Annotated in this window: 21 protein-coding genes; 12 read left to right on the top strand and 9 right to left on the bottom strand. The window is 67.5% G+C overall.

The features are described from left to right. Nucleotides 1-15 precede the first annotated feature (15 nt). The 5 genes from CHB69_RS10225 (at nt 16) to CHB69_RS10205 (ending at nt 8,979) form a co-directional block, all read left to right on the top strand. The gene (locus CHB69_RS10225) at nt 16-1,422 is read left to right on the top strand and encodes a M48 family metalloprotease (protein ID WP_089215890.1); all 1,407 of its coding nucleotides are present in this window, start codon (nt 16-18) and stop codon (nt 1,420-1,422) included. 57 nt (nt 1,423-1,479) lie between these two features. After that, nucleotides 1,480-3,063, top strand: coding sequence for a DsbA family protein (locus CHB69_RS10220; protein ID WP_089215889.1), 1,584 nt, complete (start codon nt 1,480-1,482; stop codon nt 3,061-3,063). Between the two features lie 177 nt (nt 3,064-3,240). Further along, a complete protein-coding gene (locus tag CHB69_RS10215) occupies nt 3,241-5,058 on the top strand; it encodes a tetratricopeptide repeat-containing sulfotransferase family protein (RefSeq protein WP_170935509.1) in 1,818 nt (605 codons plus the stop codon). A 143-nt stretch (nt 5,059-5,201) separates the two neighbouring features. Further along, nucleotides 5,202-7,676 (top strand): TonB-dependent receptor, encoded by a 2,475-nt coding sequence (locus tag CHB69_RS10210; RefSeq protein ID WP_089215888.1) that lies wholly within the window; start codon nt 5,202-5,204, stop codon nt 7,674-7,676. A 58-nt stretch (nt 7,677-7,734) separates the two neighbouring features. Beyond that, nucleotides 7,735-8,979 carry an amino acid permease gene (locus tag CHB69_RS10205; RefSeq protein WP_089215954.1) on the top strand — a complete coding sequence of 415 codons (1,245 nt, stop codon included), beginning with the start codon at nt 7,735-7,737 and terminating at the stop codon, nt 8,977-8,979. Here CHB69_RS10205 and CHB69_RS10200 read toward each other — a convergent pair. From CHB69_RS10200 to CHB69_RS10190, 3 genes are all read right to left on the bottom strand, one after another. After that, nucleotides 8,956-10,560 (bottom strand): phytoene desaturase family protein, encoded by a 1,605-nt coding sequence (locus CHB69_RS10200; RefSeq protein WP_089215887.1) that lies wholly within the window; start codon nt 10,558-10,560, stop codon nt 8,956-8,958. The genes CHB69_RS10205 and CHB69_RS10200 overlap by 24 nt on opposite strands. Then, nucleotides 10,557-11,771 carry an FAD-dependent oxidoreductase gene (locus CHB69_RS10195; RefSeq protein WP_089215886.1) on the bottom strand — a complete coding sequence of 405 codons (1,215 nt, stop codon included), beginning with the start codon at nt 11,769-11,771 and terminating at the stop codon, nt 10,557-10,559. Before CHB69_RS10195 ends, CHB69_RS10200 begins: the two co-directional genes overlap by 4 nt. 107 nt (nt 11,772-11,878) lie before the next feature. Then, nucleotides 11,879-13,042: an aromatic ring-hydroxylating oxygenase subunit alpha gene (locus CHB69_RS10190; protein ID WP_089215885.1), complete on the bottom strand. Its 1,164-nt coding sequence runs from the start codon at nt 13,040-13,042 to the stop codon at nt 11,879-11,881. Nucleotides 13,043-13,075: 33 nt separating this feature from the next. Between CHB69_RS10190 and CHB69_RS10185 the strand changes: the two genes are divergently transcribed. Continuing rightward, entirely contained in the window at nt 13,076-13,666 is a 591-nt protein-coding gene (locus CHB69_RS10185; RefSeq protein ID WP_089215884.1) for a TetR/AcrR family transcriptional regulator, read from the top strand. 75 nt (nt 13,667-13,741) lie between these two features. Here the strand turns inward: CHB69_RS10185 and CHB69_RS10180 are convergent, their stop codons facing one another. From CHB69_RS10180 to dapB, 4 genes are all read right to left on the bottom strand, one after another. Then, entirely contained in the window at nt 13,742-15,118 is a 1,377-nt protein-coding gene (locus CHB69_RS10180; RefSeq protein ID WP_089215883.1) for a M20/M25/M40 family metallo-hydrolase, read from the bottom strand. A 192-nt stretch (nt 15,119-15,310) separates the two neighbouring features. Beyond that, a complete protein-coding gene (locus tag CHB69_RS10175) occupies nt 15,311-16,192 on the bottom strand; it encodes an OmpA family protein (protein WP_089215882.1) in 882 nt (293 codons plus the stop codon). Nucleotides 16,193-16,407: 215 nt separating this feature from the next. Beyond that, a complete protein-coding gene (gene nth / locus CHB69_RS10170; protein WP_089215953.1) occupies nt 16,408-17,067 on the bottom strand; it encodes an endonuclease III in 660 nt (219 codons plus the stop codon). 5 nt (nt 17,068-17,072) lie between these two features. After that, entirely contained in the window at nt 17,073-17,801 is a 729-nt protein-coding gene (dapB, locus tag CHB69_RS10165; protein ID WP_089215881.1) for a 4-hydroxy-tetrahydrodipicolinate reductase, read from the bottom strand. A 190-nt stretch (nt 17,802-17,991) separates the two neighbouring features. On the opposite strand from dapB, the gene CHB69_RS10160 reads away from it, so the two are divergent. Next, nucleotides 17,992-18,696: an NAD-dependent deacylase gene (locus CHB69_RS10160; protein ID WP_089215880.1), complete on the top strand. Its 705-nt coding sequence runs from the start codon at nt 17,992-17,994 to the stop codon at nt 18,694-18,696. A gap of 6 nt (nt 18,697-18,702) precedes the next feature. On the opposite strand, the gene tadA is transcribed toward CHB69_RS10160, so the two are convergent. Then, nucleotides 18,703-19,158, bottom strand: a complete 456-nt coding sequence (gene tadA, locus CHB69_RS10155; RefSeq protein ID WP_089215879.1) for a tRNA adenosine(34) deaminase TadA — start codon at nt 19,156-19,158, stop codon at nt 18,703-18,705. 130 nt (nt 19,159-19,288) lie between these two features. On the opposite strand from tadA, the gene rpmB reads away from it, so the two are divergent. Beyond that, nucleotides 19,289-19,582, top strand: coding sequence for a 50S ribosomal protein L28 (gene rpmB / locus CHB69_RS10150; RefSeq protein WP_089215878.1), 294 nt, complete (start codon nt 19,289-19,291; stop codon nt 19,580-19,582). A 53-nt stretch (nt 19,583-19,635) separates the two neighbouring features. On the opposite strand, the gene CHB69_RS10145 is transcribed toward rpmB, so the two are convergent. Then, on the bottom strand, nt 19,636-20,625 hold the full coding sequence (locus CHB69_RS10145; protein WP_089215877.1) for an esterase-like activity of phytase family protein: 990 nt from the start codon (nt 20,623-20,625) through the stop codon (nt 19,636-19,638). A gap of 187 nt (nt 20,626-20,812) precedes the next feature. On the opposite strand from CHB69_RS10145, the gene CHB69_RS20675 reads away from it, so the two are divergent. The 4 genes from CHB69_RS20675 to CHB69_RS10125 all read left to right on the top strand — a co-directional run bounded on the left by CHB69_RS20675 (nt 20,813) and on the right by CHB69_RS10125 (nt 24,671). After that, complete coding sequence (locus CHB69_RS20675) at nt 20,813-21,217, top strand: glycine zipper 2TM domain-containing protein (RefSeq protein WP_089215876.1); 405 nt, start codon at nt 20,813-20,815, stop codon at nt 21,215-21,217. Between the two features lie 190 nt (nt 21,218-21,407). Further along, nucleotides 21,408-22,502: a Ppx/GppA phosphatase family protein gene (locus tag CHB69_RS10135; RefSeq protein ID WP_089215875.1), complete on the top strand. Its 1,095-nt coding sequence runs from the start codon at nt 21,408-21,410 to the stop codon at nt 22,500-22,502. Further along, on the top strand, nt 22,499-23,206 hold the full coding sequence (locus tag CHB69_RS10130; RefSeq protein ID WP_089215874.1) for an RlmE family RNA methyltransferase: 708 nt from the start codon (nt 22,499-22,501) through the stop codon (nt 23,204-23,206). Before CHB69_RS10135 ends, CHB69_RS10130 begins: the two co-directional genes overlap by 4 nt. 4 nt (nt 23,207-23,210) lie before the next feature. Beyond that, nucleotides 23,211-24,671, top strand: coding sequence for a S41 family peptidase (locus CHB69_RS10125; RefSeq protein ID WP_089215873.1), 1,461 nt, complete (start codon nt 23,211-23,213; stop codon nt 24,669-24,671). Nucleotides 24,672-24,801: the final 130 nt, after the last annotated feature.

Here is a 24,801-nt window from a genome sequence, read left to right as displayed (position 1 = left end):
GCAAGACCGGCGCCGATGACCCGCACCCCTCAGCCGCGCTTCCTGCAAGGGGCGGACGCCTTGCGCCCGCTCGCGCGGCTCCTGCTCACGCTCATCCTCCTGCTCGCGGTCGCGGTGCGCCCCGTGCTCGCCCAGTCGCTGCTGCGCGACGCCGAGACCGAAGCGCTGCTGCAGGACATGATGGACCCGATCACGGTCGCCGCCGGGCTGCGTCCGGGCCAGGTGCGCGTCCACCTGCTCAGCGACCGCAGCATCAACGCCTTCGTCGCGGGCAGTCAGGATATTTACGTCCACAGCGGGCTGATCGAGGCCGCCGACAGCGCGAACGAGGTGCAGGGCGTCCTCGCGCACGAACTCGGCCATATCATGGGCGGCCACGCGATCCGCGTCGGCGAAGGCGCCAAGGCGGCGACGGGGATCTCGCTGCTCAGCCTGCTGCTCGGCGCCGCCGCGATGGCCGCGGGCGGCGGCGAGGCGGGGATGGGCGTGATGATGGCGGGGCAGCAGGCCGCGCTCGGCAAATTCCTGGCCTTCACGCGCACGCAGGAAGCGACCGCCGACGCCGCAGGCGCGCAATATCTGTCGAAGGCGGGAATCAGCGGACGCGGAAGCCTGGCCTTTTTCAAGAAGCTGCAGAATCTCGAATTCCGCTATGCGGTGAGCCAGGACGACGACGCGACCTACAGCCGCACCCACCCGCTGTCGGGCGACCGCATTCAGGCGCTGCGCGACGGCTACGTCGCCGATGCGGCGTGGGACAAGCCGAGCGACCCCGATCTCGAAAAGCGCTTCCAGCGCGTCAAGGCGAAGCTCGTCGGCTATATCGCCGAGCCCGAAAAGACGCTGCGCGACTATCCCGAAAGCGACGACAGCATTCCGGCGCATTATGCGCGCGCCTATGCCTGGCACAAAAGCGCCTATCCGCAGAAAGCGCTCGGCGAGGTCGATGCGCTGCTCAAGCGCGATCCCGAAGACCCCTATTTCCTCGAGCTCGAGGGGCAGGTGCTGCTCGAATCGGGAAAGCCCGAAGAGGCGATCCCGCCGCTGCGCGAAGCGGTCGCCAATTCGCGCTCGGCGCCGCTGATCGCCGCGACGCTCGGCCACGCGCTGATCGCGACCGAGGACCCCGCCAACTATGCCGAGGCCGAAAAGGTGCTGAAAACCGCGGTTGCGCTCGACAATGAAAATCCCTTCGCCTGGTATCAGCTCGGCATCGTCTATGCCGCCCGGGGCGATCAGGCGCGGGCGGCGCTCGCTTCGGCCGAACGCTATAGCCTCGAGGGTGGACAGGCGGGACTCGCGCTGCGTAATGCCGAGGTCGCGATGCAGGGCCTCCCCCAGGGCAGTCCCGACTGGATCCGGGCACAGGATATTTCGATGGTTGCGCGCGCCGAGGTGGAACGCGAGCGTAAACGACGCTAGATTCATGCGCGACCGGCGGGGAATGCATCGCGATCCCGTGATGCACAAGGGCGACAAGTGACCGACAAGAAAGACGAATATTACCAGCCCTGGCTGCGCGATCCGGCGCCCGCACCGGGTGCTGCCCCGCGCAGCGAAGAAGGGCTCGCCAAGCCGAAGGATACGCCGCCGGTCGGCATCGACCTGTCGCGCTATCCCGCCGCACCCAAGCCGCAGCGCGCGCCGCTCGTCGAGCCGGCGAAGCTGCGCGCGGGCGCGGGGCGCGTCTGGGCGGCGACGCGCCGCGGCGCCGCCGCCTTCGCCGGCTGGACGATCCGCGTCGGCGAACGCGCCGATATTCCGGCGCGCGTCGAGGCGATGGAAATCCCGCGCCGCACGCGCGAAGCAAGTGCCGCGGCCGCGCGGGCGATCGCAGGCGGTGCGCGCGCCGCCGGACGCGGATCGGCGAAGGCGGGCCGCGCTGCCGCCGCAGCGAGCGCGCAGGCATGGGACAAGCTGGCGCTCGGCGACAAGGCCCGAAAGCTGTCGAGCGAGGCAGGACGCGGGATCGGCGAGGTCGCAGGCAAAGCAAAGGCCGGCATCGGCCAGGCTGCGAAGGCCGGCAAGGACAGCCTCGGCGAAGCGGCGATCAAGCTGCGCCCCGCGCCGGGCGAGGAGCCCGCGCCGCCGCCCTCGGGTCTCGAGCAGCTGCTCGCGCGCGAAGAGGCCGAGGCGCGCAAGGCGAAGCCCGCGCCCGACCTGCCGCTGTTCGCCGAAACGCCCGCGATGGCCGAGGCGGAGCCCCGGACGACGATCGCCGAGGAAGACGACCGCACGCCTCACCCGGCGCCTGCGGCGAAGCCCGCGCCGCCGCGCGCAAAGGCGATGACCGCCGCGCCCACCGCGCAGCGAAGCGAAAGGCCCGCAATGGAAATGAATGGCGCGAGCCGCCCGTGGCTGATCGGGATCGCCGGCGCGGCGCTGCTCGGTGCCGCCTTCTGGCTCGGCGGCCGCTTCGGCGGCGGGCTGAGCAAGAGCGAGGTCGAAACCGTCGTCGCCGACTATATCCGCGCGAACCCGCAGATCATTCCCGAAGCGCTGGAAGTGCAGCGGAATCGCGAGATGGCGAAGGCGATCGACGCGATCCGCCCGGCGCTCGAAAAACCCTATGCCGGCGCGTGGGCGGGCAATGCCGACGGCGACGTCACGATGGTCGTCTTCACCGACTATGCGTGCGGTTTCTGCCGCGCGAGCGTGCCCGACGTCGACCGGTTGATCCGCGAGGACAAAAGGCTGAAAGTCGTGTTCCGCGAGCTGCCGATCATCGCGCCGCAGAGCCGCGACGCCGCGATCATGGCGCTCGCCGCGGCGCGGCAGGGCAAATATGACGCCTTCCACCATGCGATGTTCGCCGCCTCGTCGCTGTCGCCCGCGGCGATCTCGGCGGCCGCGACCAAGGCGGGGGTCGTCACCGACGGCAGCGCCGACGCGACCGCGAACGAGGCGCTGTTCCAGCGCGAGCTCGACAATAATCTCGCCATCGCGAGCCAGCTCCAGCTCAACGCAACCCCGACCTGGGTGATCGGCGACCAGCTGCTGCAGGGCCAGGTCGGCTATGACACGCTGAAGCAGGCGGTCGCCAGGGCGCGGTCGAAGGCGTGAGGCAAAGTCGATGGAGCCCATTCTCTCCGTTCATCCTGAGGAGCCATTGAGCTTGTCGAAATGGCGTCTCGAAGGGCAAGGACGCGGCGCTACGGCCCTTCGAGACGGGTCTTCGGCAAGCTCAGCCCCTCCTCAGGACGAACGGAGAGGGGCATCGAAGGCCTCGGTATTTGCCGGATGACGGCGACCGTCACCCTCGACGACGCGCTCGCCAACGCCCGCCGGCTGCTGCGCGACCAGCCGGGTCCGGCGCTCGCGCAGGCGCGCGCGATACTCGACGCCGCGCCGGCCTCGGCCGAAGCGCACCGGATCGCCGCGCAGGCGCTGCGCGCGCTCGGGCGCGAGGGCGAGGCGCAGGCGGCGTCGCTTGCCGCGGTGAGCGCGGCGATCCACGATCCCGCGATGATCGACGCGGCGCTCGCGCTCGCCGAGAACCGCCTGCCCGATGCCGAGGCGGCGCTGCGCGCGCGCTTGAAGGCCGATGCGACCGACGTTGCCGCGATCCGGATGCTCGCCGAGGTGGCGGGGCGGATCGGGCGCTATGGCGACGCCGAAAAGCTGCTCTCCCGCGCGCTCGAACTCGCGCCGGGGTTCGGCGCGGCGCGCGCCAATCTCGCCACCGTCTATTACAAGCAGAACCGCTATGCCGAGGCGGTCGAGACGCTGAACGCGGTGCTCGAGGGCGACCCCGACAATCCGGCGCACGCGAATCTGAAGGCCGCCGCGCTCGGCCGGATCGGCGGCTATGACGAGGCGATCACCCTCTATGAAGCGCTGACGCGGCGCTTCCCCGCCCACGCCAAGCTGTGGATGAGCTATGGCCACATGCTCAAGACGGTCGGGCGGCAGGACGACAGCATCGCTGCCTATCGCCACGCGCTCGCCGCCGACCCGGGGCTCGGCGAGCTGTGGTGGAGCCTCGCGAATTTGAAGACGATCCGCTTCGACGCCGCCGATCGCGCCGCGATGGAGGAAGCGCTCGCCGCCGCCGAGCCCGAAAGCGACGCGCGCGCCGACGACCGGCTGCACCTGCATTTCGCGCTCGGCAAGGCCTATGGCGATGCGGGCGAGGCAGAGGCCGCCTTTCGCCACTATGCCGCGGGCAATGCGATCCGCGCCGGCCAGCTCGGCTATGACGCGGCCGAGACGCGCGCGATCGTCGATGCCGCGATTGCGACCTTCACCCCCGCATTCTTTGCCGCGCGCGCAGGCGCGGGCGATCCCGCGCCCGACCCGATCTTCATCCTCGGCATGCCGCGCGCCGGGTCGACGCTGATCGAACAGATTCTCAGCTGCCATTCGGCGATCGAGGGGACGATGGAGCTGCCCGACATTCCCGCGCTTGCGCTCGGCCTCGGCCGCGAGGTGAAGGGCGACGGGCGGCACTGGATAGCGGCGCTCGCCGAAGCCGCGCCCGAAAAGCTCGCCGAAATGGGTGCCGCCTTCCTGCGGCGCACCGAGGTGCAGCGCAAGAGCGGCAAGCCCTTCTATATCGACAAGCTGCCGAACAACTGGCTTTATGTGCCGCTGATCCGCCTGATCCTGCCGAATGCGAGGATCATCGACGCGCGGCGCCACCCGCTCGATTGCTGCTGGTCGAACTTTCGCCAGCATTATGCGAAGGGGCAGGCGTTCAGCTATGGCCTTGCCGACATGGGCGCCTATTATCGCGACTATGTGCGGCTGATGGCGCATGTCGATGCGGTGCAGCCGGGCACGGTGCACCGCGTCGTCCACGAAGCGCTGCTCGCCAACCCCGAACGCGAGGTGCGCGCGCTGCTCGCCTTCCTCGGCCAGCCGTTCGAAGCGGCGTGCCTGTCGTTCCACGCCAATGCCCGCGCGGTGCGCACCGCGTCGAGCGAACAGGTGCGCCGCCCGATCAACCGCGACGGCGTCGGCCAATGGCGCGCCTATGATGCGTGGCTCGGCCCGCTTCGCGACGCGCTCGGCCCGGTGCTCGACGCCTATCCGGCGGTGCCCCCGCGCTTCGACTGACCCCCGCGTGTCCATTCGTTGCCTTTCGGCAACAGCTTCCGACATTTTCGACCAGCGGCGGGGACGCATAGGCGAAGGCGCTTGCGCTTGCGCCGCGCCGCGTCATGCTGGCGTCACATAGCTGTCATGCGAAGGGGGGTCTCATGCATAGTGTCAGGGCGTTGGTAGCAAAGAGCGGCGCGGTTCTGTTGGCGAGCACGATGCTCTGTTCGACGGGCGCGGCGTTCGCGCAGCAGGCGAACAGCAACAATGACGACGACATCGTCGTCACCGCGTCGAAGCGCGAACAGAATCTGCAGGACGTGCCGATGGCGATCACCGCGCTGGGCACAGAGAAGCTGAACGAGCTGCAGGTCAAGGAATTCCAGGATGTCGTCAAATTCCTGCCGTCGGTGACGATCCAGACGCTCGGCCCCGGTTTCAGTCAGGTCTATTTCCGCGGCGTCGCGTCGGGCGAGAATGCCAACCATTCGGCGTCGCTGCCGACGGTCGGCACCTATCTCGACGAAATGCCGATCACGACGATCCAGGGCGCGCTCGACATCCACGCCTATGACCTCGCGCGCGTCGAGGCGCTCGCGGGGCCGCAGGGCACGCTCTATGGCGCCAGCTCGATGGCGGGCACGATCAAGCTCGTGACGAACAAGCCCGATACGAGCGGCACCTATGGCTCGGCGGGACTCGAACTCAACAGCGTCGCGCACGGCGACATCGGCGGCGTCGCCGAAGGCTTCGTCAACGCGAAAATCAGCGACAGCGCGGCGCTCCGCCTCGTCGGCTGGTATCGCCATGACGGGGGGTATATCGACAATATCGCGGGGAGCCGCACATACCCGATATATACGCTCCAGGATACCGACGGCGACGGAGAGGTCGATACTCCGGTCGATCTTCCGGGCGACGAAATCACCCAGAACAACGACCAATATGTCGAAAAGGACTATAATGGCGTCGACACATATGGCGCACGCCTCGCACTCGGCATCGAGCTAGACGACGAGTGGATATTGCGTCCGACGGTGATGGGCCAGATCCAGAATGCCGACGGCAGCTTTGCGCAGGAACGCAGCAGTGCGGTGACCAGGGATCTGCAGACGGTCCAGTATAATCCCGAACGCAGCGAGGATAAATGGATCCAGGCTGCGCTGACCATCGAGGGCAAGCTCGGCAATTGGGACCTGACCGTCACCGGCGGCCACCTGCGCCGCAAGACCGTGGTCGACAGCGACTATTCGGACTATGCCTATTTCTACGACGCTCTATATGGATACTCCGCGTATATCCGCGACGACGACGACAATCCGATCAGCCCCAATCAATATATCCATGGCATCGACCGCTATAAGAAGAGCTTCTTCGAGGCGCGCATCGCCTCGCCCGCTGACGCGCGGGTGCGCTTTATCGGCGGCGTCTTCTGGCAGCGCCAGTCGCACAATATCGAGCAGCATTATATCATCGACGATATCGCCGACGCGATCACCGTCACCGGCACCGACAGCGACATCTGGCTGACCAAGCAGCTGCGCATCGACCGCGACTATGCCGCGTTCGGCGAGCTGAGCTTCGACATCACCGACAGGCTGACGATCACCGGCGGCGGGCGGCTCTACAAGTTCGACAACAGCCTCGTCGGCTTCTTCGGCTATTCGGCGGGCTATTCGAGCCGCACCGGCGAAGCGGCATGCTTCGCGGGCCCGGAGGTGTCGGGATCGCCCTGCACCAACCTCGACAAGAGCACGAGCGACACCGACTTCATCCCGAAAGTCAACCTGACCTACAAGGTGAACGACGACGTCCTCGTTTACGGCACCTTCTCGCGCGGCTTCCGTCCGGGCGGCATCAACCGCCGCGGCACCTTGCCGCCCTATGGCCCCGATACGCTCGACAATTACGAAATCGGGTGGAAAACGAGCTTCGGCCCGGTGCGCTTCAACGGCGCCATCTATCAGGAGGACTGGAACAATATCCAGCTCTCGTTCCTCGGCGCCAACGGTCTGACCGAGATCCGCAACGCGGGCATCGCGCGCATCCGCGGCATCGAGGCCGATCTGAGCTATCGGCAGAATGGCTTCTCGTTAAGCCTCGGCGGCAGCTATAACGACGCCGAAATCCGCAAGGATTTCTGCAAGATCGCCAACCCCGAATTCGACTGCACGATCGACGCCGATCTCGACGGCAGCGGCGCGATCGACGCTTCGAACGAGGAGAATGAAACGCTCGCGCCGGCGGGAACGCAGCTGCCCGTCACCGCGAAGTTCAAGGGCAATGCCGTCGCGCGCTACGATTTCCCGGTCAGCGGCTTCGACGGCCATATCCAGTTCGCGGTCAACTATATCGGCAAGCGCCGGTCGGATCTGCGCACCTATGAAAATGCGATCGTCGGCGATTTCGACGCCTATACGACTGCCGACATCAGCGTCGGGGTCAAGGGCGACGACTGGAGCGCCGAGCTGTTCGCGACCAACCTGTTCGACAGCCGCGGCGTCGTGAACAGCGCGGTGCAGTGCGGCGAATCGATCTGCGGCGACCCCGACGGGATCAGTTCGACCGGCGGCGTCTTCTATGACAATGTCATCCGCCCGCGCCTGATAGGGTTAAAGGTCAGCAAGGATTTCTGAGGATAGACATGATGCCGTGACGGACAGCGGGGGGCCGGGCCGGAAACTCGGCCTCGCGATGTGCGTCGCGCTGGTCATGGGCAATATGATCGGGTCGGGGGTGTTCCTGCTCCCCGCGAGCCTTGCGCCCTTCGGCTGGAATGCGGTCGCGGGCTGGGCGCTGACGATCGCCGGCGCGCTCGCGCTCGCGGCGGTGCTCGCGCGGCTGACCGTCGCTTTCCCCGAGGCCGGCGGCCCGACGGGCTTCGTCGAGCGCGCCTTCGGCCGCGTGCCGAGCTTCATGATCGGCTGGGCCTATTGGATTTCGGTGTGGACCGCCAATGTCACGCTCGCGGTCGCCGCGGTCAGTTTCCTGTCGGTCTTCGTGCCCGAACTCGCAGACCATATGGCGATCACGACGATCGCGCTGATCTGGATCGTCACCGCGATCAACTGGCGCGGCGCGCGCGCGGCGGGACGCTTCCAGATCGTCACCCTGGCGGTGAAGCTGGTGCCGCTCGCCGTCGTGATCGCGCTGATCCCGATCGCCTTCGCGAGCAGCCGCCCGGTCGCGCTCACCCCTTTTCCCGCCGAGGGCCTGTCGTGGACGACGGTGAGCGCCTCGGCGATCTTCACCCTCTGGGCGCTGCTCGGCTTCGAATCGGCGAGCGTCGCCGCCGACAAGGTCGATCGGCCGGCGATCACCATCCCGCGCGCGACGATGATCGGGACGCTCGCGACCGGCCTCCTCTATCTGATCGTCTGCTCGGCGATCATCCTGATGCTGCCCGCGGACGCAGTCGCGAAATCGAACGCACCCTTCTCCTTGTTCGTCGAGCGCTATTGGTCGCACGAGCCCGCGCTGTTCGTCGCCGCCTTCGCCGCGGTGAGCGCGCTCGGAACGCTGAACGGCTGGACGCTGGTGCAGGCCGAGCTCCCCGCTGCGCTCGCACGCCAGGGTCTGCTCCCCGCCTGGTTCGCGCGCGAGAACCGCCATGGCACCCCCGCCAACGCGCTGATTCTGTCGAGCGCGATCGCGACCGTCTGCGTGCTCCTCAACGCCAGCCAATCGACGAGCGAGATGTTCAACGCGATGCTCGTCCTCTCGACCTCGGTCACCTTGTGGCTCTACCTCGCCTGCGCCGGCGCGGCGCTGCGCCTCGGCGTCGCGACGCCGGTCGCGGCGCTCGGGCTGATCTATGCCGTGTGGACGCTGTGGGGCGCGGGGCTCGTCGTCAGCGCGATGAGCCTGATCCTGATGGCCGCCGGCCTGCCGCTTTATGGGTGGACGCGGATGCGTTCAGCGCCAGCGCGGCGCGAATAGGCCGCGGTCGCGCAGGATCACGCTTGCGGCATTATGCCCCGGCGCGCCGGTGACGCCGCCGCCGGGGTGGGTGCCCGCGCCGCACATATAGAGGCCCTTCACCGGTCCGCGATAGCCGCCGTTGCCGAGCACGGGGCGCGCCGCCCAGAGCTGGTCGAGCGTCATATTGCCATGCATGATGTCGCCGCCGATCAGGCCGAACTTGCGCTCGAGCCCCTTGGGTGACAGGCGCGTGCTGGCGACGATGCTCGCGCGGAAGCCTGGCGCATGGCGTTCGACCGTGTCGATGATCGTGTCGGCGGCCGCCTCTTCCTCATCGTCCCAGTCGCGTCCGTCGGGAAGCTCGGGCGCGAACTGCTGGCAGAAGAGGCTGGCGACATGCTGCCCCGGCGGGGCGAGGCTGTCATCGACGGTCGAGGGGATCAGCATCTCGACGATCGGCGCCTTCGACCAGCCGTGCGCCTTTGCGTCGAGAAAGGCGCGGTCCATATAGTCGAGCGTCGGCGCGAGGATGATCCCCGACTGGTGATGCTCGCCCGGTTCGGGAAGGCAGGTGAATTTGGGGAGTTCCGACAGTGCGACGTTCATGCGGAAGGTGCCGCTGCCCGCCTTGAACCCCTTGATGCGGCGCCGGAAATCGGCCGGCAGGTCGGCGGCGTCGATCATCCGCTCATAGAGCAGTTTCGGCCCGACATTGGCGACGACACGCGCGGCAGCGATCTCCTCGCCGCTGACCAGCTTGACCCCGACCGCCTTGTCGCCGTTGACGAGCACCTTTGCCACCGGGCTTTCGAGGCTGATCTCGACCCCCGCGGCTTCGCAGACCTTCGCCATGATCCGCGTGATATTGCCCATGCCGCCAACGCTGTGGCCCCACGCGCCCTTCTTGCCATTCACCTCGCCGAAGACGTGATGGAGGAGGACATAGGCGCTGCCCGGCGTGTCGGGCGAGGCATAGTTGCCGACGACCGCGTCGAAACCGAAGGCGGCCTTGACCGCCTCGCTCTCGAACCAGCTGTCGAGCATCGTCCGCGCCGATTTGGTGAAGAGGTCGAGCACGTCGCGCTGCTGTTCGAGGCTGAGCCCCGCGAAACGCCGCCCCTGCGTCAAGCCGTCGATCAGCGTGCGCAGCCCTTCGCCGACGTTCGGCGGCACCTTGAGCGCGAGATCGCGGAGCAGCCCGGCGACATTTTCGAGCGCGTCATAATATTGCGGCAGCACCTCGGCATCGCGCGCGCTGAACTTGCGAAACTCGGCCTGCGTGCGTTCGAGGCCGCCGCCGAGCTTCAGATAGCCGCCATCCTCCTGCGGCAGGAAATTGCTGATCGGCCGCTCGATCACGCGATAGCCGTGATCGGCGAGCCTCATGTCGGCGATCACCTTGGGCTGGAGCAGGCTGACCGTGTAGCTCGCGACCGAATTCCTGAAGCCCGGCGCGAATTCCTCGGTCACCGCGGCGCCGCCGACGACATCGCGCGCCTCGACGATGCGCACCTTCAGCCCGGCGCGCGCGAGATAGAAGGCACAGACGAGGCCATTGTGGCCGGCGCCGATGATCACGGCGTCATAGGGCTTGGTCATTGAAACTCCTTGGCGAGCGGGGATTCGACATGCTGGCGGCCGAAGCCGAGGCCGATCACGCGGCCCGGGATGCGACGAAGCAGGGGCAAGCGGTCGAGCAGCTTGACCGCGAGCGGCACGCGGTTCACCTCGCCGCGCAGCACGGGTTCGACGACGCGCAGATGCGCGAAGCGCTGGAACGCCTGCATCCGCACCGTCGGGGTCCAGCGGCGATCCTGCACGCGCTGGAGCAGCGGATCGGGATCCTCGCCGCGCGCGAGCGGCGCGGCGAGGATATTCGCCGCGGCGACCGCATCCTGCACCGCGAGGTTGATCCCGACGCCGCCGACGGGCGACATCGCGTGCGCGGCGTCGCCGATCGCGAGCAGGCCGGGACGCGACCAGCGGGTGAGCCGGTCGAGCGAGACCGAGAGCAGCTTGACGTCGTCGAAGCTCGCGATCGCGTCGATGCCCGCTGCCAGACCGGGGACAAGCGCGACGACATCGGCGCGGAACGCCTCGATACCTTTCGCTTCGATCGCGGGGAAGCCGCCCTTCTCGATGATCCGCGCGCATTGCCAATAGCCCGAGCGCGGGATGGCGACGACCATGCCGCGCGCCTCGATCGTCCCGAGCGGGACGTCGCTCGGCGCATCTTCGGGCATCGGAATGCGGAACCACAGCACGTCCATCGGCGCGCCGAGATCGTCGAGCGGCAGCTCGGCCGCCTCGCGCAGCACCGAACGGCGCCCGTCGGCGGCGATGACGAGCCGCGCGGGCAGCACCTCGCCGCTGGCCAACGTCACGCCGTCGACGCGCCCCGCGCTGTCGAAGGTCGGCGCCCTCGCTTCGGTCGACATGCGCAGGTCGAAGGTCGGATATTTGCGGCCCTCGCGCGCGATGAAGTCGAGCAGGTCCCATTGCGGCATCATCGCGATATAGGGCGCGGCGACGGGCAGATGCTTGAGCGTCGCGATCGTGTAGCGCCCACCGAGCAGGTCGAGCGTCGCGGTGTCGAAGCGTGCGTGCGGCAGCTTCAGCAGCTCGCCCAGCAGCCCGATCTCGTGGAAGAGTTCGAGCGTCGAGGGATGCACCGTGTCGCCGCGGAAATCGCGCAGGAAATCCTTGTGCTTTTCGAGCACCGTGACGCGCACCCCGGCGCGCGCGAGGAGCAGCCCCGCGACCATGCCGGCGGGACCGCCGCCGACGATGATGACCGGAAGATCGTCCATTCTCACCTCCCGCTTGCGGGAGGGGCCGGGGGAGGGCCTGTCCCGTCTTCAAACCATGAGAGAGCCACAGGCCCTCCCCTAACCCCTCCGGCAAGCGGGAGGGGGACCTATCGACTCCACCCCGCGACCGGCGCCTGTTCGAGCCGGGCCTCCGGAATGATCTCGCGCATCCTCGCGCAGAAATGCCTGAGGCATACCTCCTTGTCGCTCAAGGGTCCCATCGAGAAGCTTCGCGACGCCATCCCTTGCTGGACGCGCGTTATGAGTGCGGTGTCCTCGGCATTGACCTGCCGGTTGATGCGCCAGTTGAGATAGCGCGCCGCGCGCATCTCGCGCCGGTCGTCGGGGAGGACATAGGAAATTTCGCGGATCAGGCAGCTCGTCGGTCCGGTCGGCAGCCATTGCATGAAATCGACCTGATCGGGGTAGATGTCGAAGGCGACATTGGGCCACAGCTTGAAATAGAGCCAGTGGCGCTGACGGTTCGCGGGCAGGTGCGGCACCGGCGGCAACAGGCGCTGGTAAAGGCGTTCGGACCAGTTCGCCGACGGCCGGTCGATCAGATCGCCCCACATGCGATCGACCTGGGACTCGGCCTCGACGCCATAGCTCTTGCCGAACAGCCGCGTCAGGCCGGGGTGCGCGACGGGGATGTGGAGGCCGTCCGAATAATTGTCGCCGACATTCTTCCAGTTCACATCGCGCGGGCGCAGCGTGACGCGGCCGAGGGCGCCAAGCTCCTCAAAGCGATAGGGTTCGATCATCGCCTCATAGGGCGCCATCATCTCCGCGACCGACGGGCCGCCGTCGTCTTCCAGCCGGACGAACCAGAAACCGCGCCAGTTTTCGGCCTCGACCGGGGCGAGTCCCGCCCTGCCCTTGTCGAGCGTCGGATAGCTCGCCGAATCGGGGACGCCGGTCAGGCGGCCGTCGAGTTCGTAGGTCCAGGCATGGTAGGGGCAGACGAGCTTCTTCGCGCAGCCCGCCGCGCCGTCGACGAGCCGCGAGCCGCGGTGGCGGCAGACGTTGGTGAAGGCGCGCACGATCGCGTCGGTGCCGCGGACGAGGATCACGCTTTCGCCGACATAGTCGATGCTGTGCCAGTCGCCTGGATTCGCAATGTCGCTGTCGTGGCACACGACCTGCCAGCTCGGGCGGAAGATGCGCTCGACTTCGGCGGCGTAGAAGTCGGGGTCGCTATAGGTCCATGCCGGGAGCGACCAGCCGTCGAGGGGGTCGGCGTTTGCGCTGTGCAGGGGTGCTGTTGCCATTGCTCGTTCCTTGTTATACGTCCGTATAACAATATGACTTCCCTTCGCCAAGCCTTTACGCGCGAGAGCGCCGATGCCCGCCGCGCCGCCCTGATCGAGGCGGCGGCAGCGGTGCTGGCCGAGCGCGGGCTGGCCGGGACCAATGTGCGTGCAATCTGCGCCCGGGCGGGGGTGTCGCCGGGGCTGCTGCGGCATTATTTCGATGGTATCGACGATCTGGTCGCGGCAACCTATCAGGCGACGAGCGACCGGATGGACGCGGTTTTCGCCGCCGCGGTCGCCGCCGCCGGACCGGACCCCAGCGCGCGGCTGACCGCCTATCTGACCGCCAGTTTCCGCCCGCCGGTGACCGATCCCGAACTGCTCGGCGCATGGACCGCCTTTTGGGCGCTCGCGCGCAGCGATGCGCGGATGGCGGCGATCCATGCGACAAGCTATGCCGGATATCGCGCGCGGCTCGGCGAGCTGCTGACCGCGTGCGGCGCGCCCGACGCGGCGCGGCTGGCGATCCTGCTGACCGCGATGGTCGACGGGCTGTGGCTCGAACTGTCGCTCGATCCGACGAGTTTCGGCGCCGAGGCGGCAGCGGAGATGATCGAGAGGGCTGTGGCGGCGCTGCTATAACGTCGTCCCAGCGAAAGCTGGAACCGCCATCGGCCTGCTGAAACGCCAGCGGTCCCGGCTTTCGCTGGGACGACGTTATTGCTTCGACAAATCCCTGAGCAGGCTGTCCCAATGCGCGAGCGCGCCGGGAATCGCGGCGACCGGCACGCGCTCGTTGAGCCCGTGGGCGAAGCTGTCGCTTGCCTTGGAGAACAGGCCCGCGACGCCGTAGCTCGGCACGCCGACGGCGCGGAAATGGAGGCTGTCGGTCGCGCCCGCGCTCATCGAGGGAATGATCGGGATGCCGGGGAAGCGCGCATGGACCGCTTTCGTCACCGCCGTCACCACATCCTTTCGCAGCGGCGAGGCGTCGCTCGCGGTCGCGTCGGGGTCGGTTTTCACCGCCACGGCGGGATCGGCGATGACTTTTTCGAGTTCGGCGCGCACCGCCTCGACCGCGACGCCGGGGAAGATGCGGCAGTTGATGTTCGCTGTGGCGCGCTGCGGCAGCGCATTTTCGGCGTGACCGCCGTTCACCAGCGTCGGCACGCAGGTCGTGCCGATCTGCCCGACATATTCGGGATCGGCGGTGATCGTCGCGATCGCCGCGGCGTCGGCCGGGTCGGCGGCAAAGGCCTTGAGCGCGGCGCCGATTTCGCCGCCGACCTGGTCGGCGACGATCGGCATTCCCGCCCTGGTCAGCTCATTCTGCTGCGGCTTGAAATGATAGGCGCCGACCCTGGCGAGCGCGTTCGACAATTGCACGATCGCGTTGATCGGGCCGGGGCGCGAACTGTGGCCGCCGGGGTTGGTCACTTCGAGCGTGAAGTCGGCATAGGTTTTTTCGCCCGCTTGCAGCCCGTAATATTGCGCCTTGCCGTCCTCGCCGATCAGCCCGCCGCCGCCATCGCCGTTCAATGCCATTTCGGCGCCCTTATATTTGGCGGCGAGCGCGCGCGTCGTCGTCATCGACGTTTCCTCGTCGCCCGAGAGCAGCAGGATGATCGTGCGTTTCGGCCTGAAGCCGTCTTTCTTGAGCTGGGCCATCGTCGCGACCATCATCGCGACGTCGAACTTGTTATCCTCCGACCCGCGCCCGAAGATATAGCCGTCCTCTTCGACGGGCACGAAGGGATCGCGCGTCCAGTCCTTCGCGTCGGCCTCGACGACGTCCATATGGCCGAGCAGCAGGATCGGCTTCGCGTCGCTCGTTCCTTTCAGGGTCGCGGCGAAGGTCGCGGTCTCGCCCATCGGCGTGATCACGACATCGCCGTCGGCGAAGCCCGCCGCGGTCAGCACCTTTTTATAATAGGCCGCAAGCTCGGGCACCTTGCCGCGCCCCGCGACGGTCGGGATCGCGATGCTGTCCATCAATATCTGTTTCGCCGCGACCGGATCGGCGGGCCTGGCGTGAGCGGGCGCCGCGGCAAACAGGGCGGCGGCAAGAGCGAGCGGGGCGTGGGATATGCGCATGGCGCGACTATGCCGCGTCCCGCGCAGTCGGCAAGTGGCAATCGCTGCCGGAGTGGCGAGCCCGCCAGTGTCTTTCCTGTCGGGACCGAACCACTTCAAGCCCCTCACCTGAAGGGGAGGGGCCTGATTCGACTTGAACCGAACAAGGTCTGGATACAGAAATGGGGTGGGCGTCCCCACCCCCAAGACCGATCACATCCCGTCGACGCTCTTGCTGACGAGAATGTTCACCGCGACGCGGCGGTTCTGCGCCTTGCCTTCGGGAGTCTCATTGTCCGCGAGCGGGTCGGCCTCGGCCATGCCCGTCGGCGTCAGCATGCGATAGGGCTTCCACCCGCACGCCTGTTGCAGATAGTTGACGACGCGGCTCGCGCGCTTTTCGCTGAGCTCCTGGTTGAACTCCTGACTGCCGGTCGAATCGGTGTAGCCGACGACGAGCAGCAGCGCATTGTCGGTCGCCTCGGCCTGCGACGCCGCGGCGCAAAGATCGGCCTTGGCCTGTTCTGACAGGTTTGCCTTGCCGACGGCGAAGTTCACATTCGTCGTGCCCTTGATATTATATTTGTCGATGTCGCCCATGCGCCCGCGCAGTGCTTCGGTCGCGGCTTCCTGGGCCTCGAAGCGCTGGTTGGTGCCGGTGTGGATCATCGACGCGGTTTTCAGATCCTTGTTCTTGAGGTCGATCTGGCTCGCGAGCAGACCGCCGTCCCACTGCAGCGTCTCGACGCTGACCGGCAGGCCGTTCATCAGCGAATCGGCGGCGAGCTTGTCGCGGTCGAGGCCGAGGAAGCCGCCCTTGGCCCTGATCTTCGTCATGTCGCCAACCGCGACCGCGGTGCGGTTGCCGTCGGCGGTCGTGATCTGAATCTGGTCGCCGCTGCGCGCGGAGATGATCCCGTCGATCTGCGGCCCCTTGGCCATCGTGGCCGGATCGGGCATTCCCTGGCCATAGACGGTCGCCATGACGTCGCCCTCGGACTGGTCCTGCTGTTCCTGCGCCCAGCCGCCCGTCGCCGGAACGGCAAGCAGCGCCAGCAGCAACAGTGCCTTTGGACTTTTGGAAACGACACGCATTCTAATACTCCTTTGATGGCATCAGCCGACCGTGCATGATCGCGGGCCTTTCGTGGACCGCTTCCCCTGAAATGCCGTGTCGGGCTGTTACCCCCCACGCTCGCTGCATAGAATCTGTGCCGAAAATGCACGCAATTATGCGACGAATCGCCCGATGTTCAGGCCGGATTTCGGCTTCGAGTTTCGGGTTTTGCGCCCGAAAGGGCGGGGCGGGATCAGGCTGCGGCCTTTTTCGCCTTTGGCGCCAATGTCTTGGGCTTGTAGCGGCACAGATCGGCGACCGGGCAGCGCCAGCATTCGGGGGTGCGCGCCTTGCAGATGTAGCGGCCGTGGAGGATCAGCCAATGGTGCGCGCCGACGCGGAACGGCGCCGGGACCTTTTTTTCGAGCTGTTTCTCGACCGCGAGGGGTGTCTTGCCGGGCGCAAGGCCGGTGCGGTTGCCGACGCGAAAGATATGCGTGTCGACCGCGAAGGTCTCCGCCCCGAACGCCGAGTTCATCACGACATTGGCGGTTTTGCGCCCGACGCCGGGTAGTTCGACCAGCGCGTCGCGGTCGGCGGGCACCTCGCCGCCATGCTCGCGCACGAGGATTTCGGAAAGCGCGATGACATTCTTTGCCTTGGCGTTGAACAGGCCGATCGTCTTGATGTGCTGCTTGAGCCCCGCTTCGCCGAGGTCGAGCATCGCCTGCGGGGTCTTGACCTCCGCGAAGAGCCCCCGCGTCGCCTTGTTCACCCCGACGTCGGTCGCCTGCGCCGAAAGCACGACCGCGACGAGCAATTGATAGGTGTTGCCATAGTCGAGTTCGGTCCGGGGATCGGGGTCGAGTTCGGCGAGGCGGCGGAAGAATTCGAAAATTTCGGCTTTCGTCATCGCCTTCACGACAATCCCAGCACTTCGGCCATCCGATAGCGACCCCGCTTCTGGTGGATGAGCCACAGCGCCGCTTTCACCGCGCCGCGTGCGAAGATCATGCGGTTTTCGGCGCGGTGCGACAGCGTCAGCATCTCCTCCGGCCCGGCGAAGATAACATCATGGTCGCCGGCGATCGTGCCGCCGCGCAGGCTCGCGAAGCCGATCTTTCCATGACAGCGCGCGCCGGTGAGCCCGTCGCGGCCGCGTTCGGAGCAGCGATCGAGGTCGATGCCGCGCCCCTCGGCCGCCGCCTGCCCGAGCAGCAGCGCGGTGCCGCTCGGCGCGTCGACCTTGGCGCGGTGATGCATTTCGAGCACTTCGATATCCCAGTCGGCGTCGAGGCGCGCCGCGGCTTCGCGCACCAGATGCGCGAGCAGGGTGACGCCGAGCGAGGTATTGCCCGTCTGGAGCACTGCGATATCCTTTGCGGCATCGTCGATCAGATAATGATGCCGCTCCTCGAGCCCCGTGGTGCCGATCACGATCGGCTTTTTCGCGGCGATGCAGGCGTCGAGCGTGGCTTCGAGCGCCGCGGGCGAGGAGAAGTCGACGAGCACGTCGCTGCGCTCCGCGAGCTTCGCGACATTGCCGCCCTTGTCGATGCCGTGATGATGCTGCCCGGCTTCCGAGATCGCCGCGGCGAGCGCGACGCCCATCCGGCCGTGGCTGCCGACGATGCCGATATTGGTCATGTTCAATCCCCTATCCGGCCCCCCTTTAGACGTTCGTGTCGAGCGAAGTCGAGACATGCTCCCGAAATCGTCATCCCGGCGAAAGCCGGGATCGCTCTCGGCCTGTTGCCTCGATAGCGGCCCCAGCTTTCGCTGGGACGACGGCTTTCGGGGCATCTCGACTTTGCCGCGCGCATGGATAAGAGGGCGCATGTCCCCGATTCGGAATATCGTCGTCCTGACCGGTGCGGGCGTCTCGGCCGAGAGCGGCATCGACACCTTCCGCGACGCCGGCGGGCTGTGGGAGCAGCACCGCGTCGAGGATGTCGCGACGCCCGAGGCTTTTGCGCGCGACCCCGACCTCGTCCACCGCTTCTACGATGCGCGGCGCGAGGCGATCCAGGCGAAGGCGCCCAACGCCGCGCACGAGGCGCTCGCGCGGCTCGACGCCGGGTGGCCCGGCGAGCTGCTGATCGTCACCCAGAATGTCGACGACCTGCACGAACGCGCGGGCGCGAAGCGGCTGATCCATATGCACGGCGAGCATCTGAACGCCTGGTGCATCGCGTGCGACACGCGCAGCCGCTGGACCGGAACGCTGATCGAGCGGCCCGCCTGCCCGGCGTGCGGGATGCCCGGCTATCTGCGCCCCGACGTGGTCTGGTTCGGCGAGATGCCGTACCGGATGGAAGAGATTTACGCGGCGCTGAACAAAGCCGACCTGTTCGTGTCGATCGGCACCTCGGGCGCGGTCTATCCCGCCGCGGGCTTCGTGCGCGAGGCGCGGGCTGCGGGCGCAAGGACGCTCGAACTCAATATGGAGCCGAGCCAGGGCAGCTATTGGTTCAGCGAGGCCCGCCACGGGCCGGCGACGCAGCTCGTTCCGCAGTGGGTCGACCAGATATTGGGGTTTTGACGCGGCTCAGCGCCGCGCCGCGAAGAAGTCCCTGAGCAGCGCCGCAGCCTCGCCCGCGCCGATCCCGTCGTAAACCTCGGGCCGGTGATGCGCCGTCGGCTGCGCGAAGAGGCGCGGGCCGTGCGCGACCGCGCCGCCCTTCGGATCGTCGGCACCATAATAGAGCCGCGCGATGCGCGCGTGGGCGATCGCGCCCGCGCACATCGCGCAGGGTTCGAGCGTGACGTGGAGGTCGCAGCCGTCGAGCCGCTCGTTGCCGAGCTTCGCCGCCGCCATGCGAATCGCGACGATCTCCGCATGCGCGGTCGGGTCGTGCGATTCGCGCGGTGCGTTGTGCCCTTCGGCGATGATCTCGCCATCCTTGACGACGACCGCGCCGACCGGCACTTCGCCCCATTCGGCGGCGATTCGGGCGAGGTCGAGCGCGCGGCGCATCGGGTCGGGGAGCGGGAAAAGAGCCATGTCCTTCCCGCTAATCCCTTGACGAATCCCCGGCAAGCCGATAAGCGCGCGCCTTTCCCGGCCCACCCGGTCTTTTCGGCGCCTTTCGCGCCGTCCGGCACGCCGCCCAGATTTTGTGAGGACTTAAGACATGTCGCGCATTTGCGAACTGACCGGCAAGGGCCGCCAGGTTGGCCACAATGTCAGCCACGCCAACAACAAGACGAAGCGCACCTTTCTGCCCAATCTGCAGAATGTGACGCTGCTTTCGGAAGCGCTCGGCAAGGGCGTGAAGCTGCGCGTGTCGACGCACGGTCTGCGTTCGGTCGAGCATAATGGCGGCCTCGACAACTGGCTGATGAAGGCCGGCGACGAGCAGCTTTCGGCGAATGCGCGCAAGCTGAAGAAGGAAGTCGCGAAGAAGCTCGCCGAAAAGGCAGCGTAATTCGCCATTCCTTGTGCGGCTCCGGCCCGCATCGAAGCGATCAGGCGGCCCGGCTACGGCGCCGCCTTTTTGCTGTCCGTTTTGCGCGGCGGGAGGCCGACGAGGTCGAATTCGAGCAGCAGGCTGCGCTGCCAGCTGTTGAAATTATTGTCGGAGACGAGCCAGAGCCGCGTCCGGCCATTCTCGAGCGCGACCGCCGCGCCTTCGAAATTGTCGGCGAGCGGCCGTGGCACCCGGCCGATCGGCACCGAGCGGACCACCGCGTCCTTCCGAATATCCGCCGGATCGACGATCGCGAGGATGGTCGTGAAAAACGGATCGAAACCGAGCTTGCGGTGGACGAGCAATATGCGGCCGTCGGGAAGCGGTGCGGCGTCGCTGACATTGCCCTTGCCCTCGGCATCGTAGAAAAAGCGTAGCGGCTTTGCTCCGGGCGCGGCGGGATCGTCCGCGAAGAGCAGCGCCTGGCGCCCGCGGGGGTCGTCGCTCGCATCCTCCGAAAAAATGACGGTGCGGCCGCCCGCGATATGCGCCATGGCCTCGGGGCCGCGGTTGCCCGGCCAGTCGGGCAAATGATTGCGCGACGCGACCCGTGTGAGCGCAGCGTCGAACCGCCAGACCTCGTTGATCCCCTCGAGCGCGACGCGGCTCTCGCCGGTGGCCGGATCGAAGGTCATGGCTTCGGTATCGACCATCGTCTTGCGCCGCGGCCGCCCTTCGGGAGTGGGGATCCTGCCTATCCGCACCGCGCGCAGCCGATCGCCGCCGCCGAAATCCATCCTGACCCAATAGCCATTGTCCCCGACCAGTTGGTATCGGCCCGGCCCCATGCGCGCGAGTGCCGAAAAACCCCCGAAATGGCTGTTCGGGCTGACGAGGTGCCAGCCGCGCACGAAGCGCAGCGTCCCCGACGTCTGTGCTGCGAAGTCGATGGCGATCGCGCGCGCTTGCTGGCTTTCGTCGGGGACCGGAAACCGCATCCTCGCCCCCGGCACGGGACCGATCGCGAGAAAGATCAGGATCGCGGGGAGGAGGCGGCGCATCGGCGCGGGGTTAGAGTGGCGCGCCGCAAATGGGAAGATGCACCCTTCGAAAAGATGAACGGCAGGCAACCGAAGCTGAACGAACGCCGACGCCGATGTTCAGCCCCGGCTCAAAGCGAATCGGGCAAAAGGGCATCATCGATTCACCGCCCCGTCCGGGCGCCGAACGGAAAGAAGGAGAAAAGAGATGAAAAAGACGATGACGCTCTCCATCGCCGCCCTGATGTCGGCCGCGACGCTGGGCCTGGCGACGCCCGCCACCGCACAGACGGGCTATTACGACCGCGACGGCTATTCGCGCCATTATGCCGGCTATGACCGCTACGACCGTTACGACCGGCGCTACGACCGCCGCGCCGACCGCTATGACCGGCGCTACGACCGCCGCTATTACAACAATCGCTACAACGACCGCCGCTATCGCCAGTGCGACAATGGCACCGGCGGCACCGTGATCGGCGCGATCGCGGGCGGCCTGGCCGGGAACGAGATTGCGGGCCGCGGCGACAAGACCGTCGGCACGATCATCGGCGGCGCGATCGGCGCGATCGCCGGCCGCGCGATCGACAAGGGGAATGACGGCTGTCGCTAGGACCAGTCCCGACCCCCAAATAATATGTTCGTCACCTGTGCCCGCCCGGCCCCAGCGCCGGGCGGATTTTTCGTCGCGCGGCGACCGGCCGGCCCGCCCGGCTTGCCTTTGCCGCGGGGCGCGCCTAGTCTTGCCGCCAAGTGCTCGTCCGCACCCAGGCGGACGCGTGAGAAGACAGGTCAACATAGCCATGCGGCAAATGGCAGCGCCTTCAGGGCGGTCGCCGCGGCCCCGGGCAGCGGTGGCGAAAGACAGACAGCAGGGCGGCTCCGTAACCCGCCCCTTTCCCTTTACGCGCGCGAAGAGCTATGGCGCGATCGACCTGGGCACCAACAATTGCCGGCTCTTGATCGCGCGCCCGCAGGACGGCGAACTCGTCGTCATCGACGCCTTTTCGCGCATCGTCCGGCTCGGCGAAGGCCTGCACGGCAGCGGCCGGATCAGCGACGCGGCGATGGACCGTGCCGTATCGGCGCTCGCTATCTGCGCCGACAAGCTGCGCCGCCGCCACGTCACCCTGTCGCGCGCGGTCGCGACCGAAGCATGCCGCCGCGCGAGCAATTGCGACGAGCTGGTCGCGCGGGTCCGGGCCGAGACGGGGATCGTCCTCGACGTGATTACCGCCGCCGAGGAAGCGCGGCTCGCGGTGCTCGGCTGCCACAATCTGATGGAGCCGGGCGACGGCCCTGGGCTGATCTTCGACATCGGTGGCGGCTCGACCGAGCTGATGCAGGTCGAGGCGTCGGGCCATGACGTCGTGATTCACGACTGGATCAGCGTGCCGTGGGGCGTCGTCTCGCTGACCGAACATGCGATTCCCGCCGCCGACGACCTGGCGGCGCGTCGGGCGAGCTATGCGCGGATGCGCGAAGTCACGCGCGAGGCTTTTGCCGCGTTCGCCGACCGTGCGACGCGCTTCGCCGGGCAGCCGCTGCGCCTGCTCGGCACCAGCGGCACGGTGACGACGCTCGCCAGCGTCTTCCTCGACCTGCCGCGCTACGACCGGCGCGTCGTCGACGGGCTGTCGGTCCCGGCGGACGAGATGCGCGCGATCAGCCGCCGGCTCGCCGAAGCGAGCATCGCCGACCGCGCCGGCATCGCGTGCATCGGCCGCGAACGCGCCGATCTGGTCGTCGCCGGCTGCGCGATCCTCGAAAGCATCATCGACCTGTGGCCCGCGGCGCGCGTCGGGGTCGCCGACCGCGGCATCCGCGAAGGCATTTTGCGCACCCTTGCCGTACAGGGTCGCGACGTTCCGGTCACCCGCCGCGAGTTTCGCAAATGAGCGGCCGCAAGGGGGGCAGCGGGGGCGGACGCGGCGGGCTGCACGAGCGCGTCAAGACCGCGCGGCGGCGCACCGCTTCGTCGACGCGCTGGCTGCAGCGCCAGCTCAACGATCCCTATGTCCGGCGCGCGCAGGCCGAAGGCTATCGTTCGCGCGCCGCCTATAAGCTGCTCGAACTCGACGAGAAATTCGGCTTTCTGAAAAAGGCGCGCGCGGTGGTCGACCTGGGCATCACGCCCGGCGGCTGGTCGCAGGTGGTGCGAAAGGCGAACCCGCGCGCCAAGGTCGCGGGCATCGACCTGCTCGCCTGCGAGCCGATCGAGGGCGTCGCGATCCTCGAGATGGACTTCATGGACGATGCCGCGCCCGACGCACTGTTGGGCGCGCTCGGCGCCGCGCCCGACCTCGTCATCTCGGACATGGCGGCGAACACCGTCGGCCATCCGCAGACCGACCATCTGCGCACGATCGGGCTCGCCGAAACCGCCGCCGATTTCGCGGTACAGACGCTCCAGCCCGGCGGCACCTTCGTCGCCAAGGTGTTCGCCGGCGGCGCCGACCGCGAGCTGTTGACGCTGCTCAAGACGCATTTCGCGAGCGTCAAGCACGCCAAGCCGCCCGCGAGCCGCAAGGGATCGCCCGAGCTTTATGTCGTCGCGCAGGGATTCAAGGGACGCGCCGAACGGGACGAAAAGGAGGAGTGACGCTATGAGGGGGTGCAAGGGTTCGATCGCGGCGATCACGCTCGCGGCGCTGATGCTCGCATCGTGCGGCGGCGGTGGCAACGGCAGCGCGTCGCCGGTCGCGGTCACGCCGACTCCGTCGCCCACGCCAACCCCCACGCCGACCGCGACCTGCAGCCTCTCTTCGCGCCAGGCCTTTGCCAAGGCGGTGATCGACGAATGGTATCTCTTCCCGAACGATGTCGCGACGAACGTCAACCCGGCGAGCTATAGCGACGTCCAGACTTATATCGACGCGCTGCTCGAACCGGCGCGCGCGCAGAACAAGGATCGCTATTTCACCTACATCACCTCGATCGCCGAGGAGGAAGCCTATTATGCGAGCGGGTCGAGCGCGGGCTATGGCGTGCGCCTGGCCTATGACCCCTATAACGAACTGCTGCTGATCGCCGAAGCCTATGAAGGCGCGCCGGCGCTGTCGGCGGGGATCGACCGCGGCGCGACCATCTCGGCGATCGGTACGAGCGCGAGCACGATGCGCTCGATCTCGAGCATCGTCGCCGCCGAGGGCACCGCGGGGATCATCGACGCGCTCGGCCCTGATCAGCCGGGCGTGACGCGTGTGCTGCGCGTCACCGACGCATCGGGAACGCATGACATCGCGGTGACCAAGGAGGAATATGACCTCGATCCCGTGTCCGACCGCTATGGCGCCAAGGTGATCAGCGAGGGCGGGCGCAAATATGGCTATGTCAATCTGCGCACCTTCATCAGCTCGGCGGGGCCGCAGCTGCGCGACGCCTTTCAGATGTTCCGCGACCAGGGGGTGACCGACGTGGTCGTCGACCTGCGCTATAATGGCGGCGGGCTGGTATCGGTCGCCGAACTGTTCGGCGACCTGCTCGGCGGCGGGCGCAATGCCAGCGACCTCTTCTCGCAGCTCACCTTCCGCCCCGAAAAATCGGCGGAGAACGACCGGCACTTCTTTACCGCCCAGCCCGAAGCGATCGCGCCGACGCGGCTCGCCTTCATCGGCACCGGATCGACCGCCTCGGCGAGCGAGCTGGTGATCAACGGGATGCTGCCTTACCTCGGCACCAACATGACGCTGGTCGGCAGCAACACCTATGGCAAGCCGGTCGGCCAGATCGCGCTCGACAAGAGCGAATGCGACGACCGGATGCGCGTCATCGCCTTCGCGCTCGCCAATGCCGATGGGCAGGGCGATTATTACAACGGGCTCGCCTCGCGCATCCCGAACAGCTGCGCCGCCGACGACGATCTCGCCTATCCGCTCGGCGACCCGCGCGAGGCGTCGGTACGCGCCGCGATCGACTTCCTGGCGGGCCGCGCCTGCACGACGCGCATCGCCGACACCCGCTCGGCCTCGGCCGACCAGCGGACGGGCGCACCGCGCACGCCGCCGGCGATGCTGATGCCCGCGAAGCCGAGCACGGCACAGCGCGAACAGCCGGGGCTCTATTGATCCGGGGTTCGCGCCGGCGCGGCGGCGGAACAAGTTTTCGGGATAGGTCGAACCTGCGTTGACCAATCCGCGGTTATTGTGGCAATCGGCGAGCGCATTCGACGCGGGCGGTGGGCTTCAAGGCAAACCG

It is taken from the genome of Sphingopyxis indica (assembly GCF_900188185.1).
Lineage (GTDB): Bacteria > Pseudomonadota > Alphaproteobacteria > Sphingomonadales > Sphingomonadaceae > Sphingopyxis > Sphingopyxis indica.
The sequence above is the reverse complement of the archived record's forward strand: the minus strand, read 5'-3'. Positions and strand labels throughout refer to the sequence as shown.

Bases quoted from the DNA above. Each gene is read 5' to 3' on its own strand.
- CHB69_RS10225 (WP_089215890.1), top strand. From the start codon at position 16: ATGACCCGCACCCCTCAGCCGCGCTTCCTGCAAGGGGCGGACGCCTTG.
- CHB69_RS10215 (WP_170935509.1), top strand. From the start codon at position 3,241: ATGACGGCGACCGTCACCCTCGACGACGCGCTCGCCAACGCCCGCCGG.
- CHB69_RS10210 (WP_089215888.1), top strand. From the start codon at position 5,202: ATGCATAGTGTCAGGGCGTTGGTAGCAAAGAGCGGCGCGGTTCTGTTG.
- CHB69_RS10205 (WP_089215954.1), top strand. From the start codon at position 7,735: ATGTGCGTCGCGCTGGTCATGGGCAATATGATCGGGTCGGGGGTGTTC.
- CHB69_RS10200 (WP_089215887.1), bottom strand. From the start codon at position 10,560: ATGACCAAGCCCTATGACGCCGTGATCATCGGCGCCGGCCACAATGGC.
- CHB69_RS10195 (WP_089215886.1), bottom strand. From the start codon at position 11,771: ATGGACGATCTTCCGGTCATCATCGTCGGCGGCGGTCCCGCCGGCATG.
- CHB69_RS10190 (WP_089215885.1), bottom strand. From the start codon at position 13,042: ATGGCAACAGCACCCCTGCACAGCGCAAACGCCGACCCCCTCGACGGC.
- CHB69_RS10185 (WP_089215884.1), top strand. From the start codon at position 13,076: ATGACTTCCCTTCGCCAAGCCTTTACGCGCGAGAGCGCCGATGCCCGC.
- CHB69_RS10180 (WP_089215883.1), bottom strand. From the start codon at position 15,118: ATGCGCATATCCCACGCCCCGCTCGCTCTTGCCGCCGCCCTGTTTGCC.
- CHB69_RS10175 (WP_089215882.1), bottom strand. From the start codon at position 16,192: ATGCGTGTCGTTTCCAAAAGTCCAAAGGCACTGTTGCTGCTGGCGCTG.
- nth (WP_089215953.1), bottom strand. From the start codon at position 17,067: ATGACGAAAGCCGAAATTTTCGAATTCTTCCGCCGCCTCGCCGAACTC.
- dapB (WP_089215881.1), bottom strand. From the start codon at position 17,801: ATGACCAATATCGGCATCGTCGGCAGCCACGGCCGGATGGGCGTCGCG.
- CHB69_RS10160 (WP_089215880.1), top strand. From the start codon at position 17,992: ATGTCCCCGATTCGGAATATCGTCGTCCTGACCGGTGCGGGCGTCTCG.
- tadA (WP_089215879.1), bottom strand. From the start codon at position 19,158: ATGGCTCTTTTCCCGCTCCCCGACCCGATGCGCCGCGCGCTCGACCTC.
- rpmB (WP_089215878.1), top strand. From the start codon at position 19,289: ATGTCGCGCATTTGCGAACTGACCGGCAAGGGCCGCCAGGTTGGCCAC.
- CHB69_RS10145 (WP_089215877.1), bottom strand. From the start codon at position 20,625: ATGCGCCGCCTCCTCCCCGCGATCCTGATCTTTCTCGCGATCGGTCCC.
- CHB69_RS20675 (WP_089215876.1), top strand. From the start codon at position 20,813: ATGAAAAAGACGATGACGCTCTCCATCGCCGCCCTGATGTCGGCCGCG.
- CHB69_RS10135 (WP_089215875.1), top strand. From the start codon at position 21,408: ATGCGGCAAATGGCAGCGCCTTCAGGGCGGTCGCCGCGGCCCCGGGCA.
- CHB69_RS10130 (WP_089215874.1), top strand. From the start codon at position 22,499: ATGAGCGGCCGCAAGGGGGGCAGCGGGGGCGGACGCGGCGGGCTGCAC.
- CHB69_RS10125 (WP_089215873.1), top strand. From the start codon at position 23,211: ATGAGGGGGTGCAAGGGTTCGATCGCGGCGATCACGCTCGCGGCGCTG.